Origin of the sequence: uncultured Phascolarctobacterium sp. (genome assembly GCF_934190775.1) — a bacterium.
Lineage (GTDB): Bacteria > Bacillota > Negativicutes > Acidaminococcales > Acidaminococcaceae > Phascolarctobacterium_A.
In genome coordinates, this window is record NZ_CAKPTG010000003.1 from 37,798 (window position 1) to 61,397 (window position 23,600).

The following is a 23,600-nucleotide window of genomic DNA, read 5'->3' on the forward strand; positions in this document are numbered from 1 at the left end:
GGGAAGTTTTAGTTATATTATAGCAACTATTATTTCAGTAGTTGCGAATAAGAAATTCAATAGAGTCACTCTCATTTATCTACCTATTATATTTATGATAATCATGTCACTAGCTACTGGAAATAATTACTTTTCTATATGGCTATATCAACCTGATCTTGGTGCATATAAAAGAATGTATATATTTAACTAGCGTAACAATATAAATAGAATTATCAGAGATAGGAGAAGTGATGTTTATGTTACATAATATCAAACGTCTGTGGAAATATATTCTCTTAGAGAGTTTTATTATTCATTTTCTTATTTGCAATTTTACTCAGCTTTTTACTGGAAAATTTTGGGAGTCTCCTATTAGTGGAATATTTGGTTTCATTATTACACTATTTTTAACCTTTATCACGTGCGCAAGTTTTAAATTTAAAAGCCCACCCCTTGCAAATTTCTCCATTCTAAATTATAATACTCGTAAGTAACATACTTATAAGTAACATAATCGTGAGTTATATAATTTTGAATGGTGGTGAAGCAGATGGAAAAATTTTATTGTCGTGAAGAGGAATTGCGCAAGCTTAATGCACGTTATGAAGATGAAGAATTTGAGTGCCTGATTATTTATGGCCGTCGTCGTGTAGGAAAAACAGCCTTGATTAACAAGTTTTGTGCAGATAAGCCAACGATATTTTTTTCTGCGCTCAATACAACGGGGAAAGAAAATTTAAAGGCTTTATCAAAAGCAATTATGAGTTACGAAAAGCCTGACGCTGTGGTTGCGCCGGAGTTTAAAAGTTATGATGATGCCTTGGCAGAGATAACAGAGTTGGCGCGTGAGCAGAGGCTTGTGTTTGTTATTGACGAATATCCTTATTTAGCAAAAGCTAAGCCTGCTATCTCAGCAATGCTTCAGCATTTAATTGATCATCAATGGAGCAAGGGAAAACTTTATTTGATTTTGTGTGGTTCATCTATGAGCTTCATGGAAAATCAGGTACTGGGGCAGGAAAGTCCGCTATATGGCAGAAGAACAGGTCAGTTTAAAATTGAGCCGCTGGATTATAAAGAGACAGCCGTATTCCATCCTGAGCTGACGTATGAAGACAATGCTTTGATTTATGGCATTACTGGTGGTGTGCCGCATTATATTAACAAGCTGGGCGTAAAGAAAGATATTGATGAAGCGTTGCTGACCAATTTGTTTGATCGTTCGGGTTATTTGTATGAAGAACCAGCTAATTTGCTTAAGCAGGAGTTACGTGAGCCTGCAATTTATAATGCTATTATTAAAGCCATTGCTGAAGGTTCATCGCGAGCTGCTGATATCTGCGGTAAAGTGCAGGAGACAAGCACAACTGTTTTAAAGTACTTAAAAACATTGATGGAATTAGGAATAGTCAAAAAGGAAACGCCGCTCACAGAAAAAGCAGGGCGCAAGACGATTTATCTTTTAGCAGATAATTTTTTCCGTTTCTGGTATAAGTTTGTGCCGAATAATGTGAATGCCATTGATTCTGGCAGGATTGCAAGGATTTATTCGCAAATGGTAAAACGCTATTTTTCAGATTACATGGGCCTTGTTTTTGAAAAAATGTGTCAGGATTACTTGCTGTATTATGCGAAGAGCTTGCCTATAGAGCTTGTTGATATCGGGCAATGGTGGGGAACAGATGCACAAAAGAAAAAGCAGGTGCAGATTGATATTGTTGCAACCGGAATTACACCAGATGCTTATATTATCGGTTCCTGTAAATATCGTAATGAGAAAATCGGTTTAGATGAGCTGGAGCTTTTACGTGATTACGCAAGAGTTTTTGGCAAGGGAACAAAGTATTATTTTTATATTTTTTCTAAAGGCGGTTTTACTGATGGCTTGCTGCAAGCAGCGCAGCGTGGCGAAGTGACGCTTGTGACGCTGGCTGACTTGTATAATTAAGTCCTTTCATAAGCGTCAAACAGTCAACCGTAAAACGTACCTACATGAAAAAAAGACCACCGGCGGTGGTCTTTTTTGCTCTTGATCAACATTAGTGGGTAAACAAATAGCCTTAATCATTTTTTTGGATTTCCGGTTACGGATATACTTTTTTCCGCTAGCATCTGGAGTTACTATCTACAGGCTTAACTCCATGTGAGAGCGACATGGAGTTTACTCGCTCTTTTTGAGGAATGGTGGTTGACAAAATACAGATTACAGCGAAAACAGGTTGTAAGCATCCAACGTATTTACCTGCTACTTCCCTTCCTCCTTCTCCAGCCCCTCATTATAAATTGCCGGTGAAGCGCCTGCTTCCGTAATGTGCGGCGTTAAAAGCAGCAAAACCTCCGTCTTGCTGTGCGAACGCGAACGGTTTTTAAAGAGTTCGCCCAAAAGTGGAATCTTGCTCAAAAAAGGCACCTTCTGCATAGTACGCTGCTGTTCCTCGCTTATCAATCCGCCGATAACCAGCGTTTCGCCGCTGTACATGCGCACGTTGGTGTCGGCAGTACGACTGGTGATGCGATAGTTTTTCAATTCGCTGATGAGCACAGGCGTGCTTACCTCAGTGTGGACGCTGGCGGTCACCATTCTGCCATCCTCGCTGATGATAGGAGCGTATTGCAGCTTGATGCCGGCGTCCAGATATTCCGTTGCCGTGTAGCTGCCGCTGCTGTCGTGCTTTTCGGTCTGCACAGGGATATGGTCACCGATAAAAATACTGGCCTCCTTGCCGGGGATAGTGATGATGCGCGGCGTTGCCAAAATGCGCGCCTTACCGCTATTGATGAGGGCATTGAGCGTAGCGTTGAAGCGGAAGGCAAAGCCACGCCAAAATTTGAAGCTGCCGTCATAATTGCTGCTGTCGCTGTCACCATTGTTCGTTTCCTGCTTTCGTTGGGGAATAGTATCCCAGTCCCAGCGCACGCCCATGTTTTTACTGTCCTCACGGCTGACGGCGATGATTTTGGCTTCCAGTGTTACCTGTCTTGTTGCTATATCCAGCTTGGGCAGCAGCTGCCTTAAGCGTGCGTGGTTTTGCTCATCTCCCAAAAGGATGAGGCTGTTGGTGATAGTATCCAGCCCCAGCTTGGTGCCGAAGTGTGGCGTCAACGCTTCCTGCACGTCCTTGGCTCTGGCATAGCTCAGGGGATAGCAGGCCAGTCGTTCGCAGACTGGCGGTGCTGCTGCGGGAACGTTTCCTGCAGGTGTTTTGCTGATTGTGGCGGCGGGAGAGGGTACAAAGGGATTGATGAGAGTGCTTTGGGCGTTGCAGGGCATAGTTAAAGTGAGCAGCAGACTGCTGAGTATTAATGGGAAAAAACGTTTTAACATAATGAGCTCCTTTCGGTGTTATCTGTTAAGAGCAAGATAACGAATGCTGTATAGTAGAATTCATGTTTCATTGTAACGCAGGCGGAGAATAATTTCAAGAGAAAATTGTGAAAATAGAGAAAATTTAAAATTATTGTATTGCATTTCGCTTTTTTTGTGCTACAATAAAATTCAACATAAGAAAAATGAGGTGATGCAATGGAAGGCTTACGTAATAATAAACTGGCAGAAGATTTACTGCACCTGGCCTTGGCGCAGGGGGCGAGTGATATGCATATCGAGCCTGATGAACAGGGAGTGCGCGTGCGCATTCGTGTAGATGGCCTGCTGCAGCAGCTTTGCGTGCTGCCACGCGCCCAGCAAAGCACGCTGCTGACGCAGCTAAAGGTGTGGAGCGGCATGGATATTGCTGAAAAAAGAGTGCCGCAGGACGGACGCATGCTCCTTAAATATGTCGACACTGAGGTTGATTTGCGTCTGTCCAGCCTGCCGACCGTCAATGGCGAAAAGCTGGCCATACGCTTTTTGCAGCGACAGGATAATCTGCTATCGCTGGAACAGCTGCAGTTCAGCGAGAGCAATTTACAACGCTACCGCCAGCTTTTTCATCAGCCGAACGGCTTGGTGCTTTTGACCGGGCCTACGGGCAGCGGCAAAACGACAACGCTTTATGCGACGCTGCAGGAGCTTGATGCGGCGGCCAATAATATTATCACCTTGGAGGACCCGGTGGAATATAAGCTGGCGGGGATTAATCAGGTGGCCGTAAATCGCAGAAGCGGACTGACCTTTGCCGCAGGCTTGCGCTCGGTGGTGCGTCAGGACCCGGACGTGATTATGCTGGGGGAAATCAGGGATGAGGAAACAGCGGCGATGGCGGTACATGCGGCGCTGACAGGACATTTAGTGCTGAGTACGCTGCATACGAATGATGCTATAGGGGCGGTTTATCGTCTGCTGGACATGGGGATTGCCGATTATCTGCTAGCGGCTGCATTACGCGGCGTGCTGGCACAGCGTTTGCTGCGCCGCCCTTGCCGCCATTGCGGCGAGCGGCGCTTCGCAACTGCAGCGGAGCTGCAGTACCTGGGGCGCAGGGCGGATGAAAAGCTGGAGGTGCTGCAGGCTCATGGCTGCGAGCATTGTCATGGCACAGGCTACAGAGGTCGCTTGGCCTTGCATGAGCTGGTTACGGTGGATAAACGCATGCAACAGCTTTTGCTGAATGGTGCTGATGAAGCAGAGCTTTTGCAGGAGGCACGTAGGCAGGGCTGGCGCAGCCTGTACGCCGACGGAGTAGCGAAGGTGCTGCAGGGGGCAACTACGGTTGAAGAATTGTGGCGCGTTGGTATCACCGGGGAGGCTGACAATGCTTGATAAGCTGCTGCTTTTGGCACGGAATATGGGAGCCAGCGATTTGCATCTTACGCCTGCGAGTGTGCCGATGGTGCGCATAGATGGCAGCCTGCAGCCTTTAAAAAGCGCAGTTATTTCCCGGGAAAAGCTGGAGAAGGCGTTGCTTGCCCTGCTGCCGGAACAGGAAAAGCGACAGCTATTGCAAAATGGCGAGGTGGATACAGCTTTTAGTGACAGTATGCAGGAGCGCTGCCGCCTTAATGTATATCGTCTTGGCAATGGCTATGCAGCGGCAATTCGCCTGCTGCCGCACGAAATTCCCGACTGCCGCAGCCTGGGCCTGCCGGAAATTGTCAGCCAGCTTGCGGGCAGCAGGCAGGGACTGCTGCTTGTTACAGGGGCTACAGGCAGTGGCAAAAGTACAACGCTGGCGGCGCTGGTGCAGCAGATAAATCAAATGCGTGCTGTGCACATCCTGACACTGGAGGACCCGATAGAGTACGTTTATCCTCCTGGCCTGGCGCTGATTAACCAGCGGGAGGTGGGGCGTGATACCAAAAGCTTTGCCAGCGGTCTGCGCAGTGCGCTGAGGCAGGATCCGGATGTGATTATGGTGGGCGAGCTCAGAGATGCGGAAACAATTGGTATTGCGCTGACGGCGGCGGAAACAGGCCACCTTGTTTTGGCAACGCTGCACACGCAGGACGCTGCAGGCACGGTAAACCGAATTCTTGATGTGCTGCCTGACAGGCAGCACGTGTGTACGCAGCTGGCTGATTGTCTGCTGGGAATTTGTTGCCAAAGGTTGCTGCCGCGCTGCGACAGAGCAGGCAGAGCGGCAGCCTTTGAGGTGCTGGTGGCAACGCCTGCTATGCGCAATCTGATTCGTGAGGGGCGTACGCATCAGCTGCAGTCTTATCTGCAAACTGGCGCGCGTTACGGCATGCAGACGATGGAGGACGCAGTGAAGGCCTTGCAGCTGCGCGGGATAATCGCATGAAAAAAAGCCGCTGCGAAAAGCAGCGGCTGAATAGGGACGTTGTGGTTAACGCACTGATAACTCTCACAAGGTAACGTAGCGGAAGCAGCGTTAGAAAGCGGTCATTACAAAATCTCTTCTCTGATTAGAGTATTCATCATTTTTTGCTTGCCCAATACCCACAGCAGGTCATTTTCTTCAAAAACAAGTGAAACGTGAGGGTTGGTAATCGTAAAGGCACCACGCTCCAGACCGATGACGAGGCAGCTCCACTTGTTGCGCAAATCGGCAGCCTTCAGCGAGGTTCCTAAAATAGGAGAATGCTTATCAATCGTAATCGCCAGGGAGAGGAATTGTTGTTCCGGTTTGTTCTGGTGATTATCAAGCATAAATTCACGCAGGCTTTGCGGCAGGTCGCAGCGCTCCAGGCCTAAGCTGCGCTGTCTTGCAGCAGCGTCAAAAACCTGCAGCTGACTACTGGTACCGATAAGCAGCAGCTTGTCGCCCTGCTCAACTATCTGCTCGCCACCGGGCATATCAACGGTGCGGTGGCTGCCCAAAAGCTGCAGAACGTTGCAGCCATAGCTTTCGCGGAAGCCCAGACTGCGCAGGCTGCGCCCCTTAATCGGCGAGTCCTTTTGCAAATCGTAATAAACAAGCTGCAGGTCCTCGTCGAACCAGGTGCGGCTGTCATCGGGAGCACTTTCACGATGCTTACGCATGTGCTTTTCGTTAAGGTTTACCAAAAAGCGCGATTCAATGCGCAGGTATTCGCTCATCAGCCAGTCGGAGGAGGAGATGAAGTACGCTGCCAGCAATATGGATACGCAGGCCAGGAAGCCGTGCAGATTAAGCAGAGTGTGGAAGATGAAGTACAGCGAAGCAGATGCTACAAGCAGCTTGCCGAATACCAGGAACATCAGCGGCAGATGGTTGGCACGCTTCTTAAACCAGAGCTTGGAGAACAAATCACCATTACCGGCGCGGTTGACGAGCACAGCACGCAAAATCGGTGACATGATGATAAAGGTGGCTGCAGCGGTCAGCAGTCTGCTGTACGGCAGTTTCAGCGTGTTGCCCAAATAAGGCAGCAGGTAATATTCTGCACCCAAAGCAATAGCTGCCAGCAGGGTGATAAAAATCAGCATACGCATCGTATAACCGGTCAGCAGGTTCTTCCAGTCCTGATCCTTGTCATCATCGGTATTGGTGCCGGTGTAACGGTCCAGCCAGCTTTTAGCCTGCGGCGGCAGCAGTTTCAGCACAAGCTGGTAGAAGGGTTCGGCTGCCATGATGCAGAAGGGTGTAGTAAAGGTAGTGATTACGGATACCGCTACGATAATCGGATATAAAAAGCTGCTGATTACGCCAAGGCTCATACCGAGGGAAGCGATAATAAAGGAGAATTCACCGATCTGTGCCAGGCTGAAGCCGCAGTGTACAGAGGTGTAGAGGCTTTGGCCGGAGGCCAGCACGCCGCCAGTGGAGAAAATCAGCTTGCCGATAATTGTTGCTACTACCAGCACGAAGATAGGAAGCGCCTGCTCCAGCAGGATAGCGGGATCTACCATCATGCCGACGGACACGAAAAAGACTGCGCCGAACAAATCCTTGATAGGCGCAACGAGGTGCTCGATTTTTTCGGCGTTAGGCGCTTCGGCAATCAAAGAGCCCATGATGAAGGCACCCAAAGCGGAAGAGAAGCCAAGCTGAGTTGCCAGCACAACCATGCCAAGGCACAGGCCGATGGAAACAACTACCAGAGTTTCTTCGTTCATCAGCTGCTTGGCCCATTTAAAGAAGCTGGGGACAAGATACATACCCAGGACAAACCATAAAACGAGGAAGAAAATCAGACGTCCGATGCTGAGCAGCAGCTCCATCGTAGAAACATCGGCGCTGGCTACAGCCATAGTTGCCAGCAGCACCATCATCACGATGCCGGCGATATCTTCAATAATCAGCACGCCAAAAACGATTTCCGTAAAGCGCTGCGCCCTGAGCTTTAAATCGTCAAAGGCTTTGATGATAATCGTGGTGGAGGACATAGAAAGCATACCGCCAAGGAAAAGGCTGTCCATATGGTTCCAGCCCAGCAGCGTACCGGCGAAGTAGCCTACGGCCAGCATACCGCCGATTTCTACCGCGGTGGCGATGAAGGCGGTACTGCCTACGCTTTTCAGCTTGTAAAAGCTGAACTCTAGTCCCAGCGCGAACAGCAGGAAGATAACACCGATTTCGGACCAGGCGTGGACGTTGGCTTTGTCGGTAATCGTCGGGAAGAAGTTGAAATGCGGACCGGTGATGAAGCCGGCAACAATGTAGCCAAGTACCAGCGGCTGATTGATTTTTTTGAAAAGAATTGTTGTGACACCGGCTACGAGCAAAATCATTGCTAAATCATTAATAATAGTTGGCAGATGCGTCATGGGAATCTCCTTTGCGATATTTTTTGCCAAAATGGCTTTAAATGGTGTATAATAATTGAAATGTAGTCATTAGCTTTTTACAAGCTCTGTAGACTGCAAAACAAATAATCTCAATATATATTATACAATATTTTTGACTGGAATTATTGCATAAATAATGCTTTATTATGTTAATTTATTGTGACTTATCGCATTTGGAGGAATAAACATGAACGAAAATCAACAAGAAAAATTAGTTTTGGTAGACGGCGAGATTATGCCGGAGGCTGAAGCGTTTATTGACGTTAACGACCGCGGCCATAACTTCGGCGATGGCGTTTTTGAAATTGTACCGGTTTATAACGGCCGCTGCTTTGCTTTGCTGCCGCATATGAACAATTTATTCGATTCTGTAATCGCCGTAAAAATCCCCGGCGTTTACATGATTGAAGAGCTCGTAGAGTTCCATGAAAGCCTGTTGGCCGCAACCGGTCTGCAGGACTGCGAAATCTATACGCAGGTAACCCGTGGCAGCGGTGCTTATTCTCTGGCTTATCCTGAGCAGAGCATTCCGCATCTGACTATGTATGCTGTACCGGTTGACCGCGAGGCACTGGCTGAAAAGCGTGCTAAGGGTGTAAATGTTATTACTATTGAGGACGTACGCTGGGCGCGCTGCGATATCAATACTCTGAACCGTCTGCCGGAGGTAATGGCGAAACAGAAGGCTGTTATCGGCAATGCTTTTGATTCCCTGTTTGTTCGCGACGGTAAAATTACCGAAAGCACGGAAGCAAGCTTCTTCATTTATAAAGACGGTATTCTGTGGACTCATCCCGAAAACAACTTTATCCATAAAAATATTACCCGCCGTCTGCTGATGGAACGCCTGTCTAAAGACCTGGACCTGCAGATTATCGAAAGAGCCTTTGACAAGGACTTCGCCCTCAAAGCAGACGAAGCCTTCCTCTGCGGACCGCGTTGCGAATTTATGCCTGTTACCAAAATTGACCGCAGTTTCGTTGCTGACGGCAAGGTTGGCGAGCTGACACAAAAGCTGCAGGATGCATATATGGCGTTTGTAGCTAAGGAATGCCCTGCTAAGCATGAATAACAGCAAGCTGGTGCGGGGAGCACTGCTGGTGGCCTTGGCGCTGGCGCTGCAGTCGTTGCGTCTGGTGCTGCCGATGCCGCAAATGCTTTCCACGTTTATCATCGGTACTTTGGTGCATATGATGCTGGTGCTGACGCTGCAGCTCAACGGATTGAAGACAGCACTCCTGCTGGCATTTTTGCTGCCGCTGACTGCTTATGTGCAGGGGCAGGTGCTGCTGCCGCTTTTGATTCCTGTAATCTGGCTGGGCAACTTTATCTTTGTGCTGCTTGTGCGACAGTTTAAGGGCAGGCGCAAGCTGTCTTTATGCGTGCCGCCGTTGGCAAAGGCCTGTATTATGCTGCTGGCAGCCTGGGTGGTAGTCAGCTTTTTGACCCTGCCGAATCCTGCGCTGCGTAAAACAGTGATGTTTGCGATGAGCGTACCGCAGTTGCTGACGGCTGTTGCCGGTATTTTGCTGGCAGAGCAGGTCAAAAAGCGCCTGCGTCAGTTTAATTAAGCTGGACTTTGTAATGATATAACGAGTTTATGCGTGTCGAATTAATCGACAGCTAAGATAACCGCCGGTGTAAAAGCTGTGCGGTTATTTTGTGCGTAAACCTAAGACAGCTCAGTAACCTTTTGGTAACTGAAGCACTTTTTTGTGCATACTTTACAGAAAAGCTGAAACAGCATATTATAATATAGGCAATGGATAGTAGTTATCTATTTTGTGAAGTTAATGTTAAAAATGCAAATACGCTGCCGCAAGCTATATTTCATATGCTATAATATACAAGCAGTAATGAGTTTTAGGGGGTTATCAGTATTTTAGAATTTAAACCTGTAACATTGGCACAAAAGCCTTTGTTTGAAAGCTATATATCAAAATCACATCAAAATGGCAGCGAATGTGCCTTTTCCAATCTTTTTGTCTGGCGTGACTGCTATCATATTTATTGGTGCGTAGCGCACGATTTCCTGCTGCTGAAGGTTAAACGCAACAACGTTGATTTTTACATTCAGCCTTTTGGCGGACGCGATGAGGATTTGCCGCGTCTGATGCAGGAGCTGAAGGAGGAGCACCAGGGCAAACCGTTTGAAATGCATGGTATCTATGATTTTACCAAGGAGCGCTTTGAGCGCGTGATGCCGGGTCTGACATATGAAGAAGACCGCGATAACTGGGATTATGTATATCTGCAGGAAAAGCTGGCAACGCTTTCCGGCCGCAAGCTGCACGGACAGAAGAATCACTACAATGCTTTTGTCAAGGCACATCCGGATTTCGTTTATGAGCCGATTACTATGGATAATATGATGGAATGCCTGAACTTCGGCGAGCGCTGGTGCGATGAGCATATGGCGGAGGATCCTTCGCTGCTGTGCGAAAAATATGCTATCCAGGAGGCCTTTCTGAGCTTTGAACAGCTGGAGCTGCGCGGCGGTGCAATCCGTTTCGACGGTAAAATTCAAGCATTCAGCTTTGGCAAGAAGATTAACGACGATACAGCGGTGCTGCATGTAGAAAAGGCGCGTCATGATGTACGCGGCTTGTATACTGCTATTACCAAGGAGTTCGCCGCTCATGCCTGGACGGATGTAAAATATCTCAACCGTGAGGAGGATATGGGACATCCCGGTCTGCGTGAGGCAAAAATGGCGCTGCATCCGGAATTTATGGTGAAAAAATATAATGTAATTATTGGGTGAGGTAGCTTATGATTTACCGTGTCGTGAGCAAGGAGCGTATGTACCAGGCGGAGGAGCTTTGGGATTACTGCTTTGAAAAAAAGACAGAGCCTTTCTTTCAGTACTATTTTGAGCAGTACTGCGGCAAGGACAATATGGTTATCGGTGGCTTTGACAAGGTTGGCGAGGACGAAAGACTGCGCACAATGCTGCACGTCAATCCCTATATGCTGCGTTTGCGCGGGCAGGAGATGCTGTTGCCGTATCTTGTGGGCATTGCCACCGCTCCGGAAGCACGTGGGCAGCACCTGCTGCGTCCGCTTTTGGAAACTGCCTTTGAGGTGCTGCGCTCGCAGGGCTTCCCCTTTGTGACGCTGATGCCAATCAACGCCGGAATTTATCTGCCATACGAATTTGCTTATTGCTATTATCGTCACGAGTATAAGCTGCCGCTGGCACAGCTGCAGCTTCCTGCAATAGGTGATGACCTGTCGGTAGAACGTCTGGATTTAGCTTCTTTGCAGCAGTCTGTGACTGAGGAAAAAGCTCAGCCTTTCAATCCTTTGGGAGATATTTACGCAAGTGTTACCGCAGCGTGGAACGGTGTGCCTAAGCGCACCGCTTTCCAATGGCGCAAGCTGTTGTCGGTAGTTACGCAGGAAAATGTGCTGTGCGCTGTTGTTTATCGTGCGGGAGAAGCAGTTGGCTATATGCTTTATACGTTGAGCGACGGCACGTTCAACGTGCAGGAGCTGTTGGCGCAGGACGCTGCGGCGAAGAACCGTCTGCTGCAATATGCTGCAGGACACAAGAGTGAAGCGCAGGAGCTTTGCTGGCTGGCGGAGCCGTGGGATAAAACATATCTGGGCTTTGCGGACCAGGCACTTACAGGCAGGCTGCAGCCGTTTATGATGGCGCGCTGCCTCGATGCACGGGCAGCGCTCGCCAAGCTGCCGGTAGCAGCAAGCATGAGCAGCGGCAGCGTTGTTGTGCTGCTTACGGATAAGATGATTGAGCGCAATAATCATCTGCTGCAGCTGCGGATGTCGCCGGGTAAGCTGGAGGCAGTCAGCACGCTGGAGCAGGAGGAGGTTACCATGGATATGGGCGCCTTTACTCAGCTTTACTTTGGTACCTTCAGCGCTACGGAGCTGTGGGAGGCAGGGCGCATCAAATGCAGCGATGTGCAGAAGCTGCAGCTGCTCGACGAGCTTTTCACAAAATGCCGCACGTATAATAACGAATACTTTTAAAGCTATGCAGGCTGTCGGAAGAAAACGACAGCCTGTTTTTTATCTATATCTGTAAATTATTAGAATGCCCCCAATACTTTTTGGTTAGTATTGGGGGCAAAAATTACCAATAACTTTTCAATTGTACGGATGATAAATTTAGCTTTACTGTAATTATAGAAAAGTGTTTTATTGTATCTGTCTCAAATAATTTATAAACAATTTAGCAGACGAGGAAATATTGCTTTTGTTGTAGAGTATCGAACATTCCTTGATTTTATTGAGTTCAACAATTCTCTTCACTGCTAGACAATCTGCGGAATATTCACTAAGGTAAGACTTAGGAATGATGGTGATACCTAAGCCTGCTTTGGCCAACATAACTAACGTATTTAAATCATCACAAAAACAATATATAAATGGTTGAAAAGAGTTTTTTTCGCATAAAGCAGTAAGTGAATTTACAAGATTCTTTTTGATAATGAAAGGTGTGTTTTTGAGAGAAGCAATATTGATGCAGTCATTAGAATCTGTAAAAAATTCTTTCTTTCCGATGATCACCAAATAATCATTGGGGAGCGAAAGCTTAGTAAATTTGCTGTTTTCAGGAAGCTTTCTGGCAAAACATAGGTCTATTGTACCTAAGTTAAGTCTGGAGAAAAGAGCTTGCTTGTCATCTTGAATTATATCTAGCCTGATATTCGGATATTTTTTATGGAATCCTTGCATAAGTTTTGGTAAATATTCTAAACCGATTGAGTTCCAGGAGCCTATAGAAATAATACCAGATTTACCTGCTTGCAGGTCTTTTATTTTTGAAACAGCAGTATCAATACATAGAATGCTGTCACGAGCATATTTATAAAAAATCTCTCCGGAGTTTGTCAAAACAATATTTGAGCCTTCTCTGTTAAATAGCTTAGTATCAAGCTCTCTTTCTAAGCTTTTAATACTCTGACTAATAGCAGGCTGTGTTACAAATAGTTTTTTTGCTGCTTTACTTATACATTTGGCATCGGCTGTCTCTAAAAAATACTCTAATTGCTTAAAATCCATTGAACATCAAATCCTTGCATAAAAAGAAGTTATACCGCTATAAAAAGATGTTTCTTTTAAAAAGTATAATTATCTGATATAATCATACCACAAGTAGCAGAGCGATTCAATAAGAAATAGTCTTATATTTAGGAGGGGATGCGGTGTGAATAGAGTTATTACACTGGTACTTCTGGTAGTAATTCTTGCTTTAGCTGGTTGTGGCGGAAATACTGCCGATAACAGTAAAAGTGATCTGAAGACGGCATATAGTATTGTAGATTCTCGCGGTAAGAGGATTAGTTTTGATAAAAAACCGGAACGAATTATCAGCTTGCATGTCTCCACTGATGAAATTCTTTTGGATATGGTTGATTCCGGGAGAATTTTATCTGTTAGCAAAGGTGGCAAAGAAAGAGCTTTATCACATGTTGTAGACAAAGCTAAGGCGGTCAACAAGACAACAGAAGAAAATATAGAATTTATGCTGGCAAATAAACCTGATCTTGTAATCATAAGGGAAAACTTTAAAAAGGATTTTATTGACGCATTAGAAAGCTCTGATATTAAAACGGTTGTAATAAAAAATCCTAAAAGGGTTGATGATATACCTGACTATATTATGCAGGTTGCCAAGGCTGTAGGTGAAGAAGAAAAAGGCGAAGAGCTTATCAAAACTTTTAAAAGCAGATTAGCGAAAATTAATAATCTGCATATTAAGGAAGCAGACAAGAAGAGTGTGATAATAGCAAGTTCCTTGGGTGCAAGAAGCTTTAAAGGTACGATTGTAGATGATGTTATCCATAAAAGCCAACTGAAAAATGCTGTGGATGATACTGATTTACCTAATGATGCTAATTTGAACATAAGTAAAGAGGAAATCATTAAAGCAAATCCTGATGTTTTACTTTTGATAGATTGGAATATTGAAAAGATTAACAGAGGAGAATCTCAAGTATATAAAGATTATATGAGTGATGAATCACTGCAAGATGTAAAAGCTGTAAAAAACAATAATGTTATTCTTATACCGATGAAGCTAACGGTTTGTTTTACTCACTATGTTTGCGAATCAATAGAAGATTTGACAAACATTGTTTATAAAAAATAAGGAGATGAGTTGAGTGAAGAAAAAATTAATTTTGTCAACAGGTATTCTTTTCTCTATGTTAGCTGCTGCTAATTGCTGCGCTGCTGCTGACAATATTCAAGGAGAATTTAAGCTGGATGAGATGGTCGTTACGGCATCGCGTATCGAGAAAAAAGATATTGATGTGCCCGCTATGACTCAGGTATATAACGAAAAAGATATCGAAAGAACCGGCGCAACTAATGTAATGGATTTTATGTATAATGTTTTGGGGGCGGAGGTCCTGGATACAACCGCACCTGCAAAAAATGGTGTACATTTTAGAGGTACAGGTTCTTCTTCAAGAATGAGAACTTCAGCTTTAATAATGCTTAATGGCACACCTATTAACATTCAGGGTAGAGCAGATATTTCAGCAATTCCTGTAACCGCTATCAAAAGAATCGAAGTGCTCAATGGAGGTGGCTCTGTTCTTTATGGTACTGACGCATTAGATGGTATGGTTAATATTATTCTTAAAGATACTGTTAAAAACAGGCTTTATGGCGGCTATGGTACGCATGGTTATCGTGAAGGTGGTATTGCTATCCAGGCTGATAAATTATCTCTTGCGTACGATGGCAGAAAAATCAGCGAAAGAGGTCATGATGGCATTTTAGGCAACAGCAGCGTCCCAGCTAATATCAGATACGGTGGCAAATATGACAGCAGTAACTATTTCGCACATCTTGTTCCCGATGAACATTTCGATGTAGTATATATGCAGCGCGATTATTCGAATGATTACTTCTACCATGGTCCTAATGGCTATAATGATCCTGATGCCGAATCCAGATTGTTGAATGTAAAATATAAAAATAAGGATTTGAATGTGTCCACGTATTGGAAGGATTATGAATTATCTATTGTAAATGATAAAAAAGGCCTTACTACCGATAACTGGAGCAAGATTTACGGTATTGATATAAATAATAAGTTTGATATCGGGAAGGCTTCCCTTGTTGTTGGCGGTAACTTTGACAGCGAACGCATGGCACAGACCAAAGGCCAATATCGTAGAACACAGGATACAACTGCAATATATATGCTGTTAGATGCTCCGGTAAGTGAAAAAACTTCTGTAAGTGTTGGCGGTCGTCAGGTGTATATCAGTGATCTGGGTAATAAATTCTGCCCGCAATTCAATGTGTTGCATAAACTTGATGAAAATAGCAGCCTGTTCCTGAATGTGAATAAAGCATTCAGAACTCCTTTGGCAGAGGAATTATTTGGTAATGCAGGCCATGGATATACGGGTAATCTTGCTTTGAGACCTGAAGAAGGCTGGTTAAGTGAAATTGGCTGGAAAAAGCAGTTTGATGATAAATCTGTAAAGATTGCTGTTTTCAATATGGATATCAAAAACAGAATTTCAAAAGATGCTACTAAAACTTTTGTGAATAATGATAAGTTTAAAAATACAGGTGTTGAGGCATTGTACGAGCAAAATATTGACAGTAAATGGAAATATAATGTAGGTATGACTTATTCTAATCCTAAAGAAAAATCAGCTGCTAAAGGATGGACTCAGGCTGACTATAAATTTATGGGTACTGCAGGAATTCATTATCAGCTCGACAAATATAATGCATCTTTGAATGTTCAGTATTACGGCTTGCAAACCCTTTCAAGCAAGGATAAGGATGCAGTAAATTTCAACTTTAATATGGGCTATAAATTTGATAAAAACTCTTCTGTAATTTTCAGAGTTAAGAATATTGTAGATAGTGATAAGTCGTTTGAATCATGTGGAAGCCAATTGCCGAAGCGAGCTGTTAGCCTGACTTATTATTTAGATTTTTAATGCCATAGAGATATGAAAAGAATAGCAGTTTTACGTTGTTTAAAAAGTTCTTCTCACTGTAGCGGTGCTGGTTGTTTGAAAATCTTATTTAATAAAGAGAAGGTATATTCTAAATATAAGGAAGAAGACATACAGCTTGCAGCATTTTGGACCTGCAATGGGTGCAAAGATATATCGTTGGGTGACGAAGAAGGTCTCAGGCGGAAAATAGCTTCCATGGAGCGTTTTACAGTTGATATAGTTCATTTGTCTCATTGTGTTTTTAAGAAGAAAACGGATGGTTCAGAGGAAATATGCCCCCAAGTTAGTGCTATTGTTTCCGAATTGGAAAAAATAGGTGTAAGAGTAGAGAAGGGATTCTAATATAAAGAAGAGTTGTTGCTGAAAAGGTGACAGCTCTTCTTTGTTTTTTTGGAATTAGCGGATGCTGCCCGCAATAACTACCTTATCCATATAAAATATTAGTGATGCCATATCTTGCTTTTTACAACATAAAACCCATGCCTTACGTATTGTAAAGCATGGGCTGTTTTCGTTAGTGCAAATATTTACTGCGCTGTTATTCTCTTTTCCATAACGTTATAAGCTAAATCACCGTCATGCGGTTGGCCGTTGACAGTAACGTTGCCGTGGAAGGCTGCAATTTTCGTCTTCCAGCAGTAGCTGCCGCTGTCTGCAGTGATTTTGTTGACGTTGTCATTGAAAACCAGATTACCATTTACATAAGCAGTCCTGTCAGAATGATATACATCTACCTTATCGCAGGCAAAGCTCATATCGCCGAAGCTCAGATGAATATTGCCTTGGCCGTGAACCTCCATAGCATAAAGATATACCTTGGTGGCATCACCGGTAATAGTTAAGGTAGTATCATGTGCCGGGAACTGTACAAAAACGTGTCCCTGCAGGTCATATACGCCGGTGAGCGGGTTAAAGGTGCGGCTGTCGCTAGTGATTACCGGGTCGGCAAAGCACATCGAAGGCAGCATCATAACAAGCATAGTTAATATTAAAAGAAATTTCTTCATGAATAAATCACCTCTTGTAGCATGAAAAACAGGAAAAATTTTTAGTGTACTCTTTATTATAGTATTTTTAGAGAGTCGGTGCAAGCGTTAAAAAAGATTTTTTTAGAAAAAAAGAGGATTTTCCCTTTATACATTGAATATAAATTATGTGTGAAATATAGTTGGAGGCGGAGAGGGTAATGAACGGAGATTTTGAAAACTTTAAAGAGCAGGTGCGCAGCACAGCCGATATGGTAGAAATAATCTCCGGTTACGTGCCGTTGAAAAAGAAAGGCCAGAACTATTGGGGCTGCTGCCCGTTTCACGGAGAGAAAACACCGTCCTTTTCGGTGAACCCCGGCAAGAGCATGTTTTATTGCTTTGGCTGCCATGAGGGCGGAGATATTTTTAAGTTTATTATGAAAATCGAAAACTGCAGCTTTATGGATGCATTAAAGCTGCTGGCTGGCAGATACGGTATCCCGATACCGGAAAAGCAGAAAACAGCCGCAGAAATTGCACGCGAGAAACAAAGAGAAAGCATTTACAGTGCTAACGAGCTGGCGTCAAAATTCTTTCAGGCCTGTCTGACAAAAACTGCTTATGGTGAACCGGCGCTGGCATATCTTGCCGGGCGTGGCATCAGCAGAGAGATTATTGCCAGTTTTGGCATAGGCTATGCGCTGAATAACTTTACGGCACTTGTCACCTCATTGGGCAAGCGTGGCTGCCAGCCGCAGGTTTTGGAGGCTGCCGGCCTGGCAGCACAAGGACGCGGCGGCTATTATGACAAATTCCGCAACAGGGTGATTATCCCTATCCGCGATGCCCGCGGTCGTATAGTCGGCTTTGGCGGGCGTGTGCTGGACAACAGTACGCCTAAGTATCTGAACACAGCGGAAACGCAGTGGTTCAATAAGCGGCGCTTGTTGTTCGGTTTGGATATTGCGCTGAAGGCAATCCGCAAAAGCGGTAAGGCTGTAGTTGTTGAAGGCTATATGGACGCCATCAGCCTGCATGCTGCCGGCTTTGATAATGTGGTAGCGTCTATGGGTACGGCCTTTTCGCAGGAGCAGGCTAAGCTGCTGCAGCGTCTGGCGGATGAAGTAATCTTCTGCTATGACAGCGACAGCGCCGGACGTAAGGCCTCGGTGCGGGCAGTGAGCATTGCCAGGGAAGCAGGTCTGAAGGTGCGTATTGCCGGTGTGCCTGACGGCAAGGATCCTGATGAATATGTTCGCCAGCATGGCAGGGATGCTTTTGAGAAGGTGCTGGCGGCAGCGCAGAATGGTATAGATTTTCAAATAGATGAAACAATCCTGCAAAATAATGTAGCAAATTTAGCAGGAAAAGTTGAAGCTGTGTCGAATATACTACCATTCCTACTAGAATGTAAAAATGAAATTGAAGCATCGGAGCATATCCGAAGATTGGCGCAGCGGCTGACTATCGATGAAGGCCTGATAGCGGAGGAATACCGCAAGGCAGCACGCAAGGGTGGCAGACAGCAGGCTGGGCAGTTGCAGGTGGTGCCCGAAGAAAAAAGCGCCGGCGTTGGACAGCAGGCCGAGGAGCTGCTTCTCAGGCTGCTTTTGGAGCAGCCGCAGCTGTGTGATGCATGCAGCATGGATGTGCAGGAAATCGGCTTTGAGAATGCTGTGCTGGCACAGCTTTTTGAGCGGTTGTGCGAGCTTGGCATTGGTTATACGACGGATAAGCTGAATAATATTCTGGATGATGCAGCGCAGACAGCATTGGCACGTATTTTGGCACATCAGCTGCCGGAAGGCGATACGGATAAGCTGCTGCAGGACTGCCTCAGACAGATGCGACGGCTGCGTTTGGAAAAGGAATATGAAAAACACCGTCTGTTGGCAGATGAATACGAGAGGTCGGCAGATGAGCGTTTTCTTGGGGAATTAATGGAAAGTCAAAGGATAAAGAATGAAATCAAAAAACTCTATGGAAACTAAAAAAACTATGGAAGGAGGGGACACCATGGCTACAACGAGCAAAATAACTCCAGAACAAATTGAAGAGCTTATCCGCAAGGGCAAGGCTAATAAGGGTGTTCTCACCTATAGCGATGTAATGAGCCTCACTAATACTATTGAAGACATTACTACTGAGGATGTTGAGTACCTCTATGAGGTTATTGCACGCAAGGGGTTAGATTTAGTTGATGACAATTCAGCTGATGAGGATGTCCTGCCTTTGGTAGGCCATGATGACGATAGTGACGATCAGGAGGTCAGCGAATCTGAGCTGGCTAATCTGTCTGTGCCGGAAGGCATCAGCATTGATGATCCTGTACGCATGTATCTGAAGGAAATCGGCAGAGTGCCTCTGCTTGTAGGCGAGGACGAGGTTAAGCTGGCTAAGCGCATGGATAAGGGCCGTCAGGCAGAGCGTATTCAGCGCGGCAAGATGATTGAGCTGGAGGAGCCTGCGTTTACTGCTGAGGACAGCGGCAGCACCTTGATCGAAAAGCTGCGTGAAAACATGAAAGAGGAATGGCATATTACCAGAATGCGTTCTGTTTTCCGCGTAGCGCAAATGATTAAGGAGCGTCATAAAGCAGGTAATCCTTATACTATCGCTGATTACGAGGATTTGATTTTTGAATTCACTAAGGACGAACGCCTGCATCTGCAGCGCCTGATGGCAGAACAGAAAACTATGATTCCTGACTGCGAGCAGTTTGTTGTTGCACGTGAGACAAGCGACAAGGATGACCATAAGCTTTACCATATTAAGGCAATTCTTGATGAAATCAAGGCACGCCTGAGTGATGGCAGAGAAAAGGATACTAAGGTTGTTGAGGCCTACTGCAACATAGATGAAGATTTTGAAAAGCTTTTGAAGGCAGTTGAAACCCAGGGCAATGACGCTAAAAAGTGTCTGTCCGAAGCCAACCTGCGTCTGGTAGTAAGCATTGCTAAGCGTTATGTTGGTCGTGGCATGCTGTTTCTGGATTTGATTCAGGAGGGCAACCTGGGCCTGATTAAAGCTGTAGACAAATTTGACTACAACAAGGGCTTTAAGTTCAGTACCTATGCTACCTGGTGGATTCGTCAGGCTATTACCCGTGCGATTGCAGACCAGGCACGTACAATCCGTATTCCTGTACATATGGTAGAAACGATTAATAAGCTTATCCGCGTTTCCCGCCAGCTGCTGCAGGAGCTTGGTCGTGAGCCGCTGCCGGAAGAAATTGCCAAGGAGATGGATACCTCTGTTGACAGAGTACGCGAGATTATGAAAATCGCGCAGGAGCCTGTTTCTCTGGAAACTCCTATCGGTGAAGAAGAGGATTCACATCTGGGCGATTTCATTGAGGACCATGACGCACCGGCACCTGCTGATGCTGCTTCCTTCACTCTGCTGCGTGAGCAGTTAGGTGAAGTCCTCGAAACGCTTACCGTTCGTGAAAAACGTGTATTAGAGTTGCGCTTTGGCCTGGAGGACGGCCGCAGCCGTACTTTGGAAGAGGTTGGCCAGCACTTTGGTGTAACCCGTGAGCGTATCCGTCAGATTGAAGCTAAGGCGTTGCGCAAGCTGCGTCACCCCAGCCGCAGCAAAAAGCTGAAAGACTTCTTAGAATAATAGTTGACAAACAACTATAACTATTATAAAATAATACTGTTTGGTAGCTTGCATGGGCCTATAGCTCAGTGGTAGAGCCGCCGGCTCATAACCGGCTGGTCGTAGGTTCGAACCCTACTGGGCCCACCAATACCTTACATCAGCAAACTAAAACAAACCTATGAATAAACGCAGGTCGTATGGCCTGCGTTTTTAATTTCTGTGAGTTGACATTTATCTGCTTATAGTGACATAATTAAATAGTTACTAGGAATGCGGATTCATTTCACTGAATAAGTTTGAATAATTCTCAAGGAGGTAAGAATGTTTACTTTAAAAAATGGTGACGGTATGGTTTGGCCTGACGGCAAGCGTATCGCCGTTATGGTTACCTTTGATTTTGATGCGGAGCTGCTGCGTAAATCTGTAATCGGCAAGCGCACCATCGGCTTTTCAGATACCAGCAGGGGCCAATACGGTCCTGATGAGGGCTTAAAGCGGTGTCTGGATATGCTTGAACGCCAACAGCTTAAAACTACCTTTTTTGTTCCCGGCCGCATTGCGGAGCTTTACGCCGATAAGGTGCAGCAAATAGCGGACGCAGGCCATGAGCTTGCCTATCACGGCTATCTGCATGAAGCTTCTGTAGATATGCCTGCTGCCGAAGAAAGAGAGAACATGGCTAAGAGTGAGGCGCTTCTGGAGAAAATTAGCGGACGCAAGGTTGTCGGCTATCGCGGTCCTTTGGATTTACTGCCAAACTGTGCCATGCAGCTGATGGCTGAACGTGGATATTTATACGGTTCTACGCTTAAGGATTGTGACTGGGCGTATGTGCATGATGACTACCCGATTGTGGAGCTTCCTACTGAGCCGACACTGGATGATTTTTCCTGGTTCTATTTTTCCTATGCGGATGAAGCTACTATCACCTGTAGCTATCCGGTGGACTACGTTTACGATATCTGGAAGGATAATTTTGACGAGCTTGCTAATGAGGGCGACAAAGTTTTCGTACTCAAGCTGCATCCGCAGCTTATCGGCCGCAGTAGCCGCGTGCGCATGCTGGAGCGCTTTATCGCCTATATGAAGGCGAACGGCGCATGGTTTGCAAGCTGCGAAGAGGTAGCACGTTATGTAAAAGATTTTTACGCTAAACGTGCGGAAGGAGGCGAAGCATGATGAACTGGAACTGGCCTGATAATAAGCGCATAGCCTTACTGCTTTCCTTTGATATTGATGCGGAAACGCTGTGGCTTACACGCAACGATATCAATGAACGTCATTTGGTGCACATGTCCCGCGGTCTTTATGCTACGAAGCAGGGCTTGCCGCGCATCCTGAAAATGCTGGATGAGGAAGGTCTTAAGGCAACCTTTTTCACTACTGCCTATACTGCTGAGATTCATCCGGAAATCATTCAATATATTGCAGCGCAGGGACATGAAATCGGCTATCACGGTTATCTGCATGAAGTAAAGGATACTTACGAAGAAGAAAATGCACTGATGGATAAGGTTGACGCTATCTTCCGCAAGCTTACCGGCAAACGTCCTGTAGGTGTGCGTATGCCTGATGGTATCGTGCATGATTTTCATAAGCAGCTGTGGCTGGATCGCGGCTGTATTTATTCCTCCAACTGGCGCAACAATGACGGGCCTTTTCTGCTGCAGATGGATGGCAAGGAAATACCTATCGTGGAGCTGCCGAAGGATGGCATTGTTGATGATACCTCCTATGACATGTATACGCTGCAGCATCCTGAGCATTATTACCTGCGCAGCGGACGCGAAATGGTGCAGATCTGGCAGGATGAGTTTGACGGACTGGCAGACGAAGGTCGCATCATTAATTTCGTTATGCATCCGCAGTTTATCGGACGTCCGGGATATGTTCGCGCGTTGCGTTCATTTATTCATTATGCAAAAGAAAATGGAGCCTGGATTACTACTGACGAAGCCTGTGCTAAACATGTTTTAAAGCAGAAGGGCTATGACATTGAGGTTCGTTACTGAATTAAAAAATTCTGTTGGCAGTGTCGTTAATTCTATGGTATAATAATTCATTATATGAGCAAGTTTACTCATTAAATGTACGGAGTAAACAGATATTAAAAATTGAGAGGGGTTTTTCTAATGAAAAAGTTTACAATGAAAAGTATTTTTGCTTTCCTGGCAACAGCAATGCTGGCTATGATGCTGGTAGGCTGCGGTGGCGAGAAAAAAGATGCTGCAGCTGATGCAGGCAAGGGTGACAAATGGGTTGTTGCTATCAACTCCACATTCCCGCCGTTTGAATCCGTAAAGGAAGGCACCAAGGATTACCAAGGTGTTGATATTGATATCGCTCACTACATCGCCAAGAAGATGAACAAGAAAATCGAATTCACCGATATGAAATTCGCTTCTCTGGTGCCGACTCTGCAAAGTGGTCGTGCTGATGTTATTATCTCCGCAATTTCCCCAACTTCTGAGCGTGAAAAGGTTGTATCCTTCTCCAAGCCTTATTATTTCCCGATGAAGGCTATTCTCTGCAAAAAAGGTGCAGGCTATGACGCTATGGATAAGCTGAAGGGCCAAAAAGCCGGTGCTTCTATGGGTACTACCTATGCTAAAGAGCTGAAGGCTGTAGGCGGTATCGAAGTTGTTGAAATGGATACCACTCCGCTGGTTGTTCAGGATATTAAAAACGGTCGTCTGGCTGCAGGTCTGTTTGATTCTTCCCAAGCTGCTGTTTTTGTAAAACAAAATCCTGATCTGGAGCTGCACGTTCTGCAAGGAGCTGTAGTGAAAGACGATACCTTTGCTATTGCACTGCCGAAGGATTCCAAGGATGTTGAAAAAATCAACGAAATCCTGAAGGAAATGCGTACCAACGGCGAGCTGCACAAAATTCTCGTAGCTCATTTGGGTGAAGAAGGCACTAAAGAATACGAAGCTGCAATTGCAAAGCTGGATATTGCTAAGCTGTAAG

General features: G+C 45.5%; 19 protein-coding genes and 1 tRNA gene. 16 read left to right on the top strand and 4 right to left on the bottom strand.

What is annotated here, in order from left to right; all coding sequences use genetic code 11:
* Positions 1-532 precede the first annotated feature (532 nt).
* Positions 533-1,930: an ATP-binding protein gene (locus tag Q0G26_RS02195; RefSeq protein ID WP_293828171.1), complete on the top strand. Its 1,398-nt coding sequence runs from the start codon at positions 533-535 to the stop codon at positions 1,928-1,930.
* 297 nt (positions 1,931-2,227) lie between these two features.
* Here Q0G26_RS02195 and Q0G26_RS02200 read toward each other — a convergent pair whose 3' ends face one another.
* Positions 2,228-3,307: a secretin N-terminal domain-containing protein gene (locus tag Q0G26_RS02200; RefSeq protein WP_293828172.1), complete on the bottom strand. Its 1,080-nt coding sequence runs from the start codon at positions 3,305-3,307 to the stop codon at positions 2,228-2,230.
* A gap of 198 nt (positions 3,308-3,505) precedes the next feature.
* Between Q0G26_RS02200 and Q0G26_RS02205 the strand changes: the two genes are divergently transcribed.
* Complete coding sequence (locus Q0G26_RS02205) at positions 3,506-4,684, top strand: GspE/PulE family protein (protein ID WP_293828174.1); 1,179 nt, start codon at positions 3,506-3,508, stop codon at positions 4,682-4,684.
* On the top strand, positions 4,677-5,663 hold the full coding sequence (locus Q0G26_RS02210; RefSeq protein WP_293828177.1) for a PilT/PilU family type 4a pilus ATPase: 987 nt from the start codon (positions 4,677-4,679) through the stop codon (positions 5,661-5,663). The genes Q0G26_RS02205 and Q0G26_RS02210 overlap by 8 nt, the downstream gene beginning before the upstream one ends.
* 104 nt (positions 5,664-5,767) lie before the next feature.
* Here Q0G26_RS02210 and Q0G26_RS02215 read toward each other — a convergent pair whose 3' ends face one another.
* Positions 5,768-8,071: a cation:proton antiporter gene (locus tag Q0G26_RS02215; RefSeq protein ID WP_293828179.1), complete on the bottom strand. Its 2,304-nt coding sequence runs from the start codon at positions 8,069-8,071 to the stop codon at positions 5,768-5,770.
* 208 nt (positions 8,072-8,279) lie between these two features.
* Here Q0G26_RS02215 and Q0G26_RS02220 point away from each other — a divergent pair, with 208 nt between their 5' ends.
* The 4 genes from Q0G26_RS02220 (at position 8,280) to Q0G26_RS02235 (ending at position 12,088) form a co-directional block, all read left to right on the top strand.
* A complete protein-coding gene (locus tag Q0G26_RS02220; protein ID WP_293828181.1) occupies positions 8,280-9,164 on the top strand; it encodes an aminotransferase class IV in 885 nt (294 codons plus the stop codon).
* Positions 9,157-9,663, top strand: coding sequence for a hypothetical protein (locus Q0G26_RS02225; protein ID WP_293828183.1), 507 nt, complete (start codon positions 9,157-9,159; stop codon positions 9,661-9,663). Before Q0G26_RS02220 ends, Q0G26_RS02225 begins: the two co-directional genes overlap by 8 nt.
* Before the next feature lie 347 nt (positions 9,664-10,010).
* The gene (locus Q0G26_RS02230) at positions 10,011-10,856 is read left to right on the top strand and encodes a phosphatidylglycerol lysyltransferase domain-containing protein (protein ID WP_246869339.1); all 846 of its coding nucleotides are present in this window, start codon (positions 10,011-10,013) and stop codon (positions 10,854-10,856) included.
* A gap of 8 nt (positions 10,857-10,864) precedes the next feature.
* Positions 10,865-12,088 (top strand): GNAT family N-acetyltransferase, encoded by a 1,224-nt coding sequence (locus Q0G26_RS02235; RefSeq protein ID WP_293828185.1) that lies wholly within the window; start codon positions 10,865-10,867, stop codon positions 12,086-12,088.
* A gap of 168 nt (positions 12,089-12,256) precedes the next feature.
* Here the strand turns inward: Q0G26_RS02235 and Q0G26_RS02240 are convergent, their stop codons facing one another.
* On the bottom strand, positions 12,257-13,123 hold the full coding sequence (locus Q0G26_RS02240; protein WP_293828187.1) for a LysR family transcriptional regulator: 867 nt from the start codon (positions 13,121-13,123) through the stop codon (positions 12,257-12,259).
* 145 nt (positions 13,124-13,268) lie between these two features.
* Here Q0G26_RS02240 and Q0G26_RS02245 point away from each other — a divergent pair, with 145 nt between their 5' ends.
* The 3 genes from Q0G26_RS02245 to Q0G26_RS02255 are packed head-to-tail and all read left to right on the top strand — an operon-like array spanning position 13,269 to position 16,398.
* Positions 13,269-14,213 (top strand): ABC transporter substrate-binding protein, encoded by a 945-nt coding sequence (locus tag Q0G26_RS02245; RefSeq protein ID WP_293828190.1) that lies wholly within the window; start codon positions 13,269-13,271, stop codon positions 14,211-14,213.
* 13 nt (positions 14,214-14,226) lie between these two features.
* Positions 14,227-16,035 (top strand): TonB-dependent receptor, encoded by a 1,809-nt coding sequence (locus tag Q0G26_RS02250; protein ID WP_293828192.1) that lies wholly within the window; start codon positions 14,227-14,229, stop codon positions 16,033-16,035.
* 12 nt (positions 16,036-16,047) lie between these two features.
* Entirely contained in the window at positions 16,048-16,398 is a 351-nt protein-coding gene (locus Q0G26_RS02255) for a CGGC domain-containing protein (RefSeq protein WP_293828194.1), read from the top strand.
* A 185-nt stretch (positions 16,399-16,583) separates the two neighbouring features.
* On the opposite strand, the gene Q0G26_RS02260 is transcribed toward Q0G26_RS02255, so the two are convergent.
* Positions 16,584-17,063 (bottom strand): hypothetical protein, encoded by a 480-nt coding sequence (locus Q0G26_RS02260; protein ID WP_293828195.1) that lies wholly within the window; start codon positions 17,061-17,063, stop codon positions 16,584-16,586.
* 179 nt (positions 17,064-17,242) lie between these two features.
* Between Q0G26_RS02260 and dnaG the strand changes: the two genes are divergently transcribed.
* From dnaG to Q0G26_RS02290, 6 genes are all read left to right on the top strand, one after another.
* A complete protein-coding gene (gene dnaG, locus Q0G26_RS02265) occupies positions 17,243-19,015 on the top strand; it encodes a DNA primase (protein WP_293828197.1) in 1,773 nt (590 codons plus the stop codon).
* A 25-nt stretch (positions 19,016-19,040) separates the two neighbouring features.
* Positions 19,041-20,648: an RNA polymerase sigma factor RpoD gene (gene rpoD, locus Q0G26_RS02270; RefSeq protein WP_293828199.1), complete on the top strand. Its 1,608-nt coding sequence runs from the start codon at positions 19,041-19,043 to the stop codon at positions 20,646-20,648.
* 54 nt (positions 20,649-20,702) lie between these two features.
* A tRNA-Ile gene (locus Q0G26_RS02275) sits at positions 20,703-20,777 on the top strand.
* 174 nt (positions 20,778-20,951) lie between these two features.
* On the top strand, positions 20,952-21,809 hold the full coding sequence (locus Q0G26_RS02280) for a polysaccharide deacetylase (protein ID WP_293828201.1): 858 nt from the start codon (positions 20,952-20,954) through the stop codon (positions 21,807-21,809).
* A complete protein-coding gene (locus tag Q0G26_RS02285; RefSeq protein ID WP_293828203.1) occupies positions 21,806-22,642 on the top strand; it encodes a polysaccharide deacetylase family protein in 837 nt (278 codons plus the stop codon). The genes Q0G26_RS02280 and Q0G26_RS02285 overlap by 4 nt, the downstream gene beginning before the upstream one ends.
* 120 nt (positions 22,643-22,762) lie before the next feature.
* A complete protein-coding gene (locus Q0G26_RS02290) occupies positions 22,763-23,599 on the top strand; it encodes an ABC transporter substrate-binding protein (protein ID WP_293828205.1) in 837 nt (278 codons plus the stop codon).
* Position 23,600: the final 1 nt, after the last annotated feature.

Bases quoted from the DNA above. Each gene is read 5' to 3' on its own strand.
- Q0G26_RS02195 (WP_293828171.1), top strand. From the start codon at position 533: ATGGAAAAATTTTATTGTCGTGAAGAGGAATTGCGCAAGCTTAATGCA.
- Q0G26_RS02200 (WP_293828172.1), bottom strand. From the start codon at position 3,307: ATGTTAAAACGTTTTTTCCCATTAATACTCAGCAGTCTGCTGCTCACT.
- Q0G26_RS02205 (WP_293828174.1), top strand. From the start codon at position 3,506: ATGGAAGGCTTACGTAATAATAAACTGGCAGAAGATTTACTGCACCTG.
- Q0G26_RS02210 (WP_293828177.1), top strand. From the start codon at position 4,677: ATGCTTGATAAGCTGCTGCTTTTGGCACGGAATATGGGAGCCAGCGAT.
- Q0G26_RS02215 (WP_293828179.1), bottom strand. From the start codon at position 8,071: ATGACGCATCTGCCAACTATTATTAATGATTTAGCAATGATTTTGCTC.
- Q0G26_RS02220 (WP_293828181.1), top strand. From the start codon at position 8,280: ATGAACGAAAATCAACAAGAAAAATTAGTTTTGGTAGACGGCGAGATT.
- Q0G26_RS02225 (WP_293828183.1), top strand. From the start codon at position 9,157: ATGAATAACAGCAAGCTGGTGCGGGGAGCACTGCTGGTGGCCTTGGCG.
- Q0G26_RS02235 (WP_293828185.1), top strand. From the start codon at position 10,865: ATGATTTACCGTGTCGTGAGCAAGGAGCGTATGTACCAGGCGGAGGAG.
- Q0G26_RS02240 (WP_293828187.1), bottom strand. From the start codon at position 13,123: ATGGATTTTAAGCAATTAGAGTATTTTTTAGAGACAGCCGATGCCAAA.
- Q0G26_RS02255 (WP_293828194.1), top strand. From the start codon at position 16,048: ATGAAAAGAATAGCAGTTTTACGTTGTTTAAAAAGTTCTTCTCACTGT.
- Q0G26_RS02260 (WP_293828195.1), bottom strand. From the start codon at position 17,063: ATGAAGAAATTTCTTTTAATATTAACTATGCTTGTTATGATGCTGCCT.
- dnaG (WP_293828197.1), top strand. From the start codon at position 17,243: ATGAACGGAGATTTTGAAAACTTTAAAGAGCAGGTGCGCAGCACAGCC.
- rpoD (WP_293828199.1), top strand. From the start codon at position 19,041: ATGGCTACAACGAGCAAAATAACTCCAGAACAAATTGAAGAGCTTATC.
- Q0G26_RS02280 (WP_293828201.1), top strand. From the start codon at position 20,952: ATGTTTACTTTAAAAAATGGTGACGGTATGGTTTGGCCTGACGGCAAG.
- Q0G26_RS02285 (WP_293828203.1), top strand. From the start codon at position 21,806: ATGATGAACTGGAACTGGCCTGATAATAAGCGCATAGCCTTACTGCTT.
- Q0G26_RS02290 (WP_293828205.1), top strand. From the start codon at position 22,763: ATGAAAAAGTTTACAATGAAAAGTATTTTTGCTTTCCTGGCAACAGCA.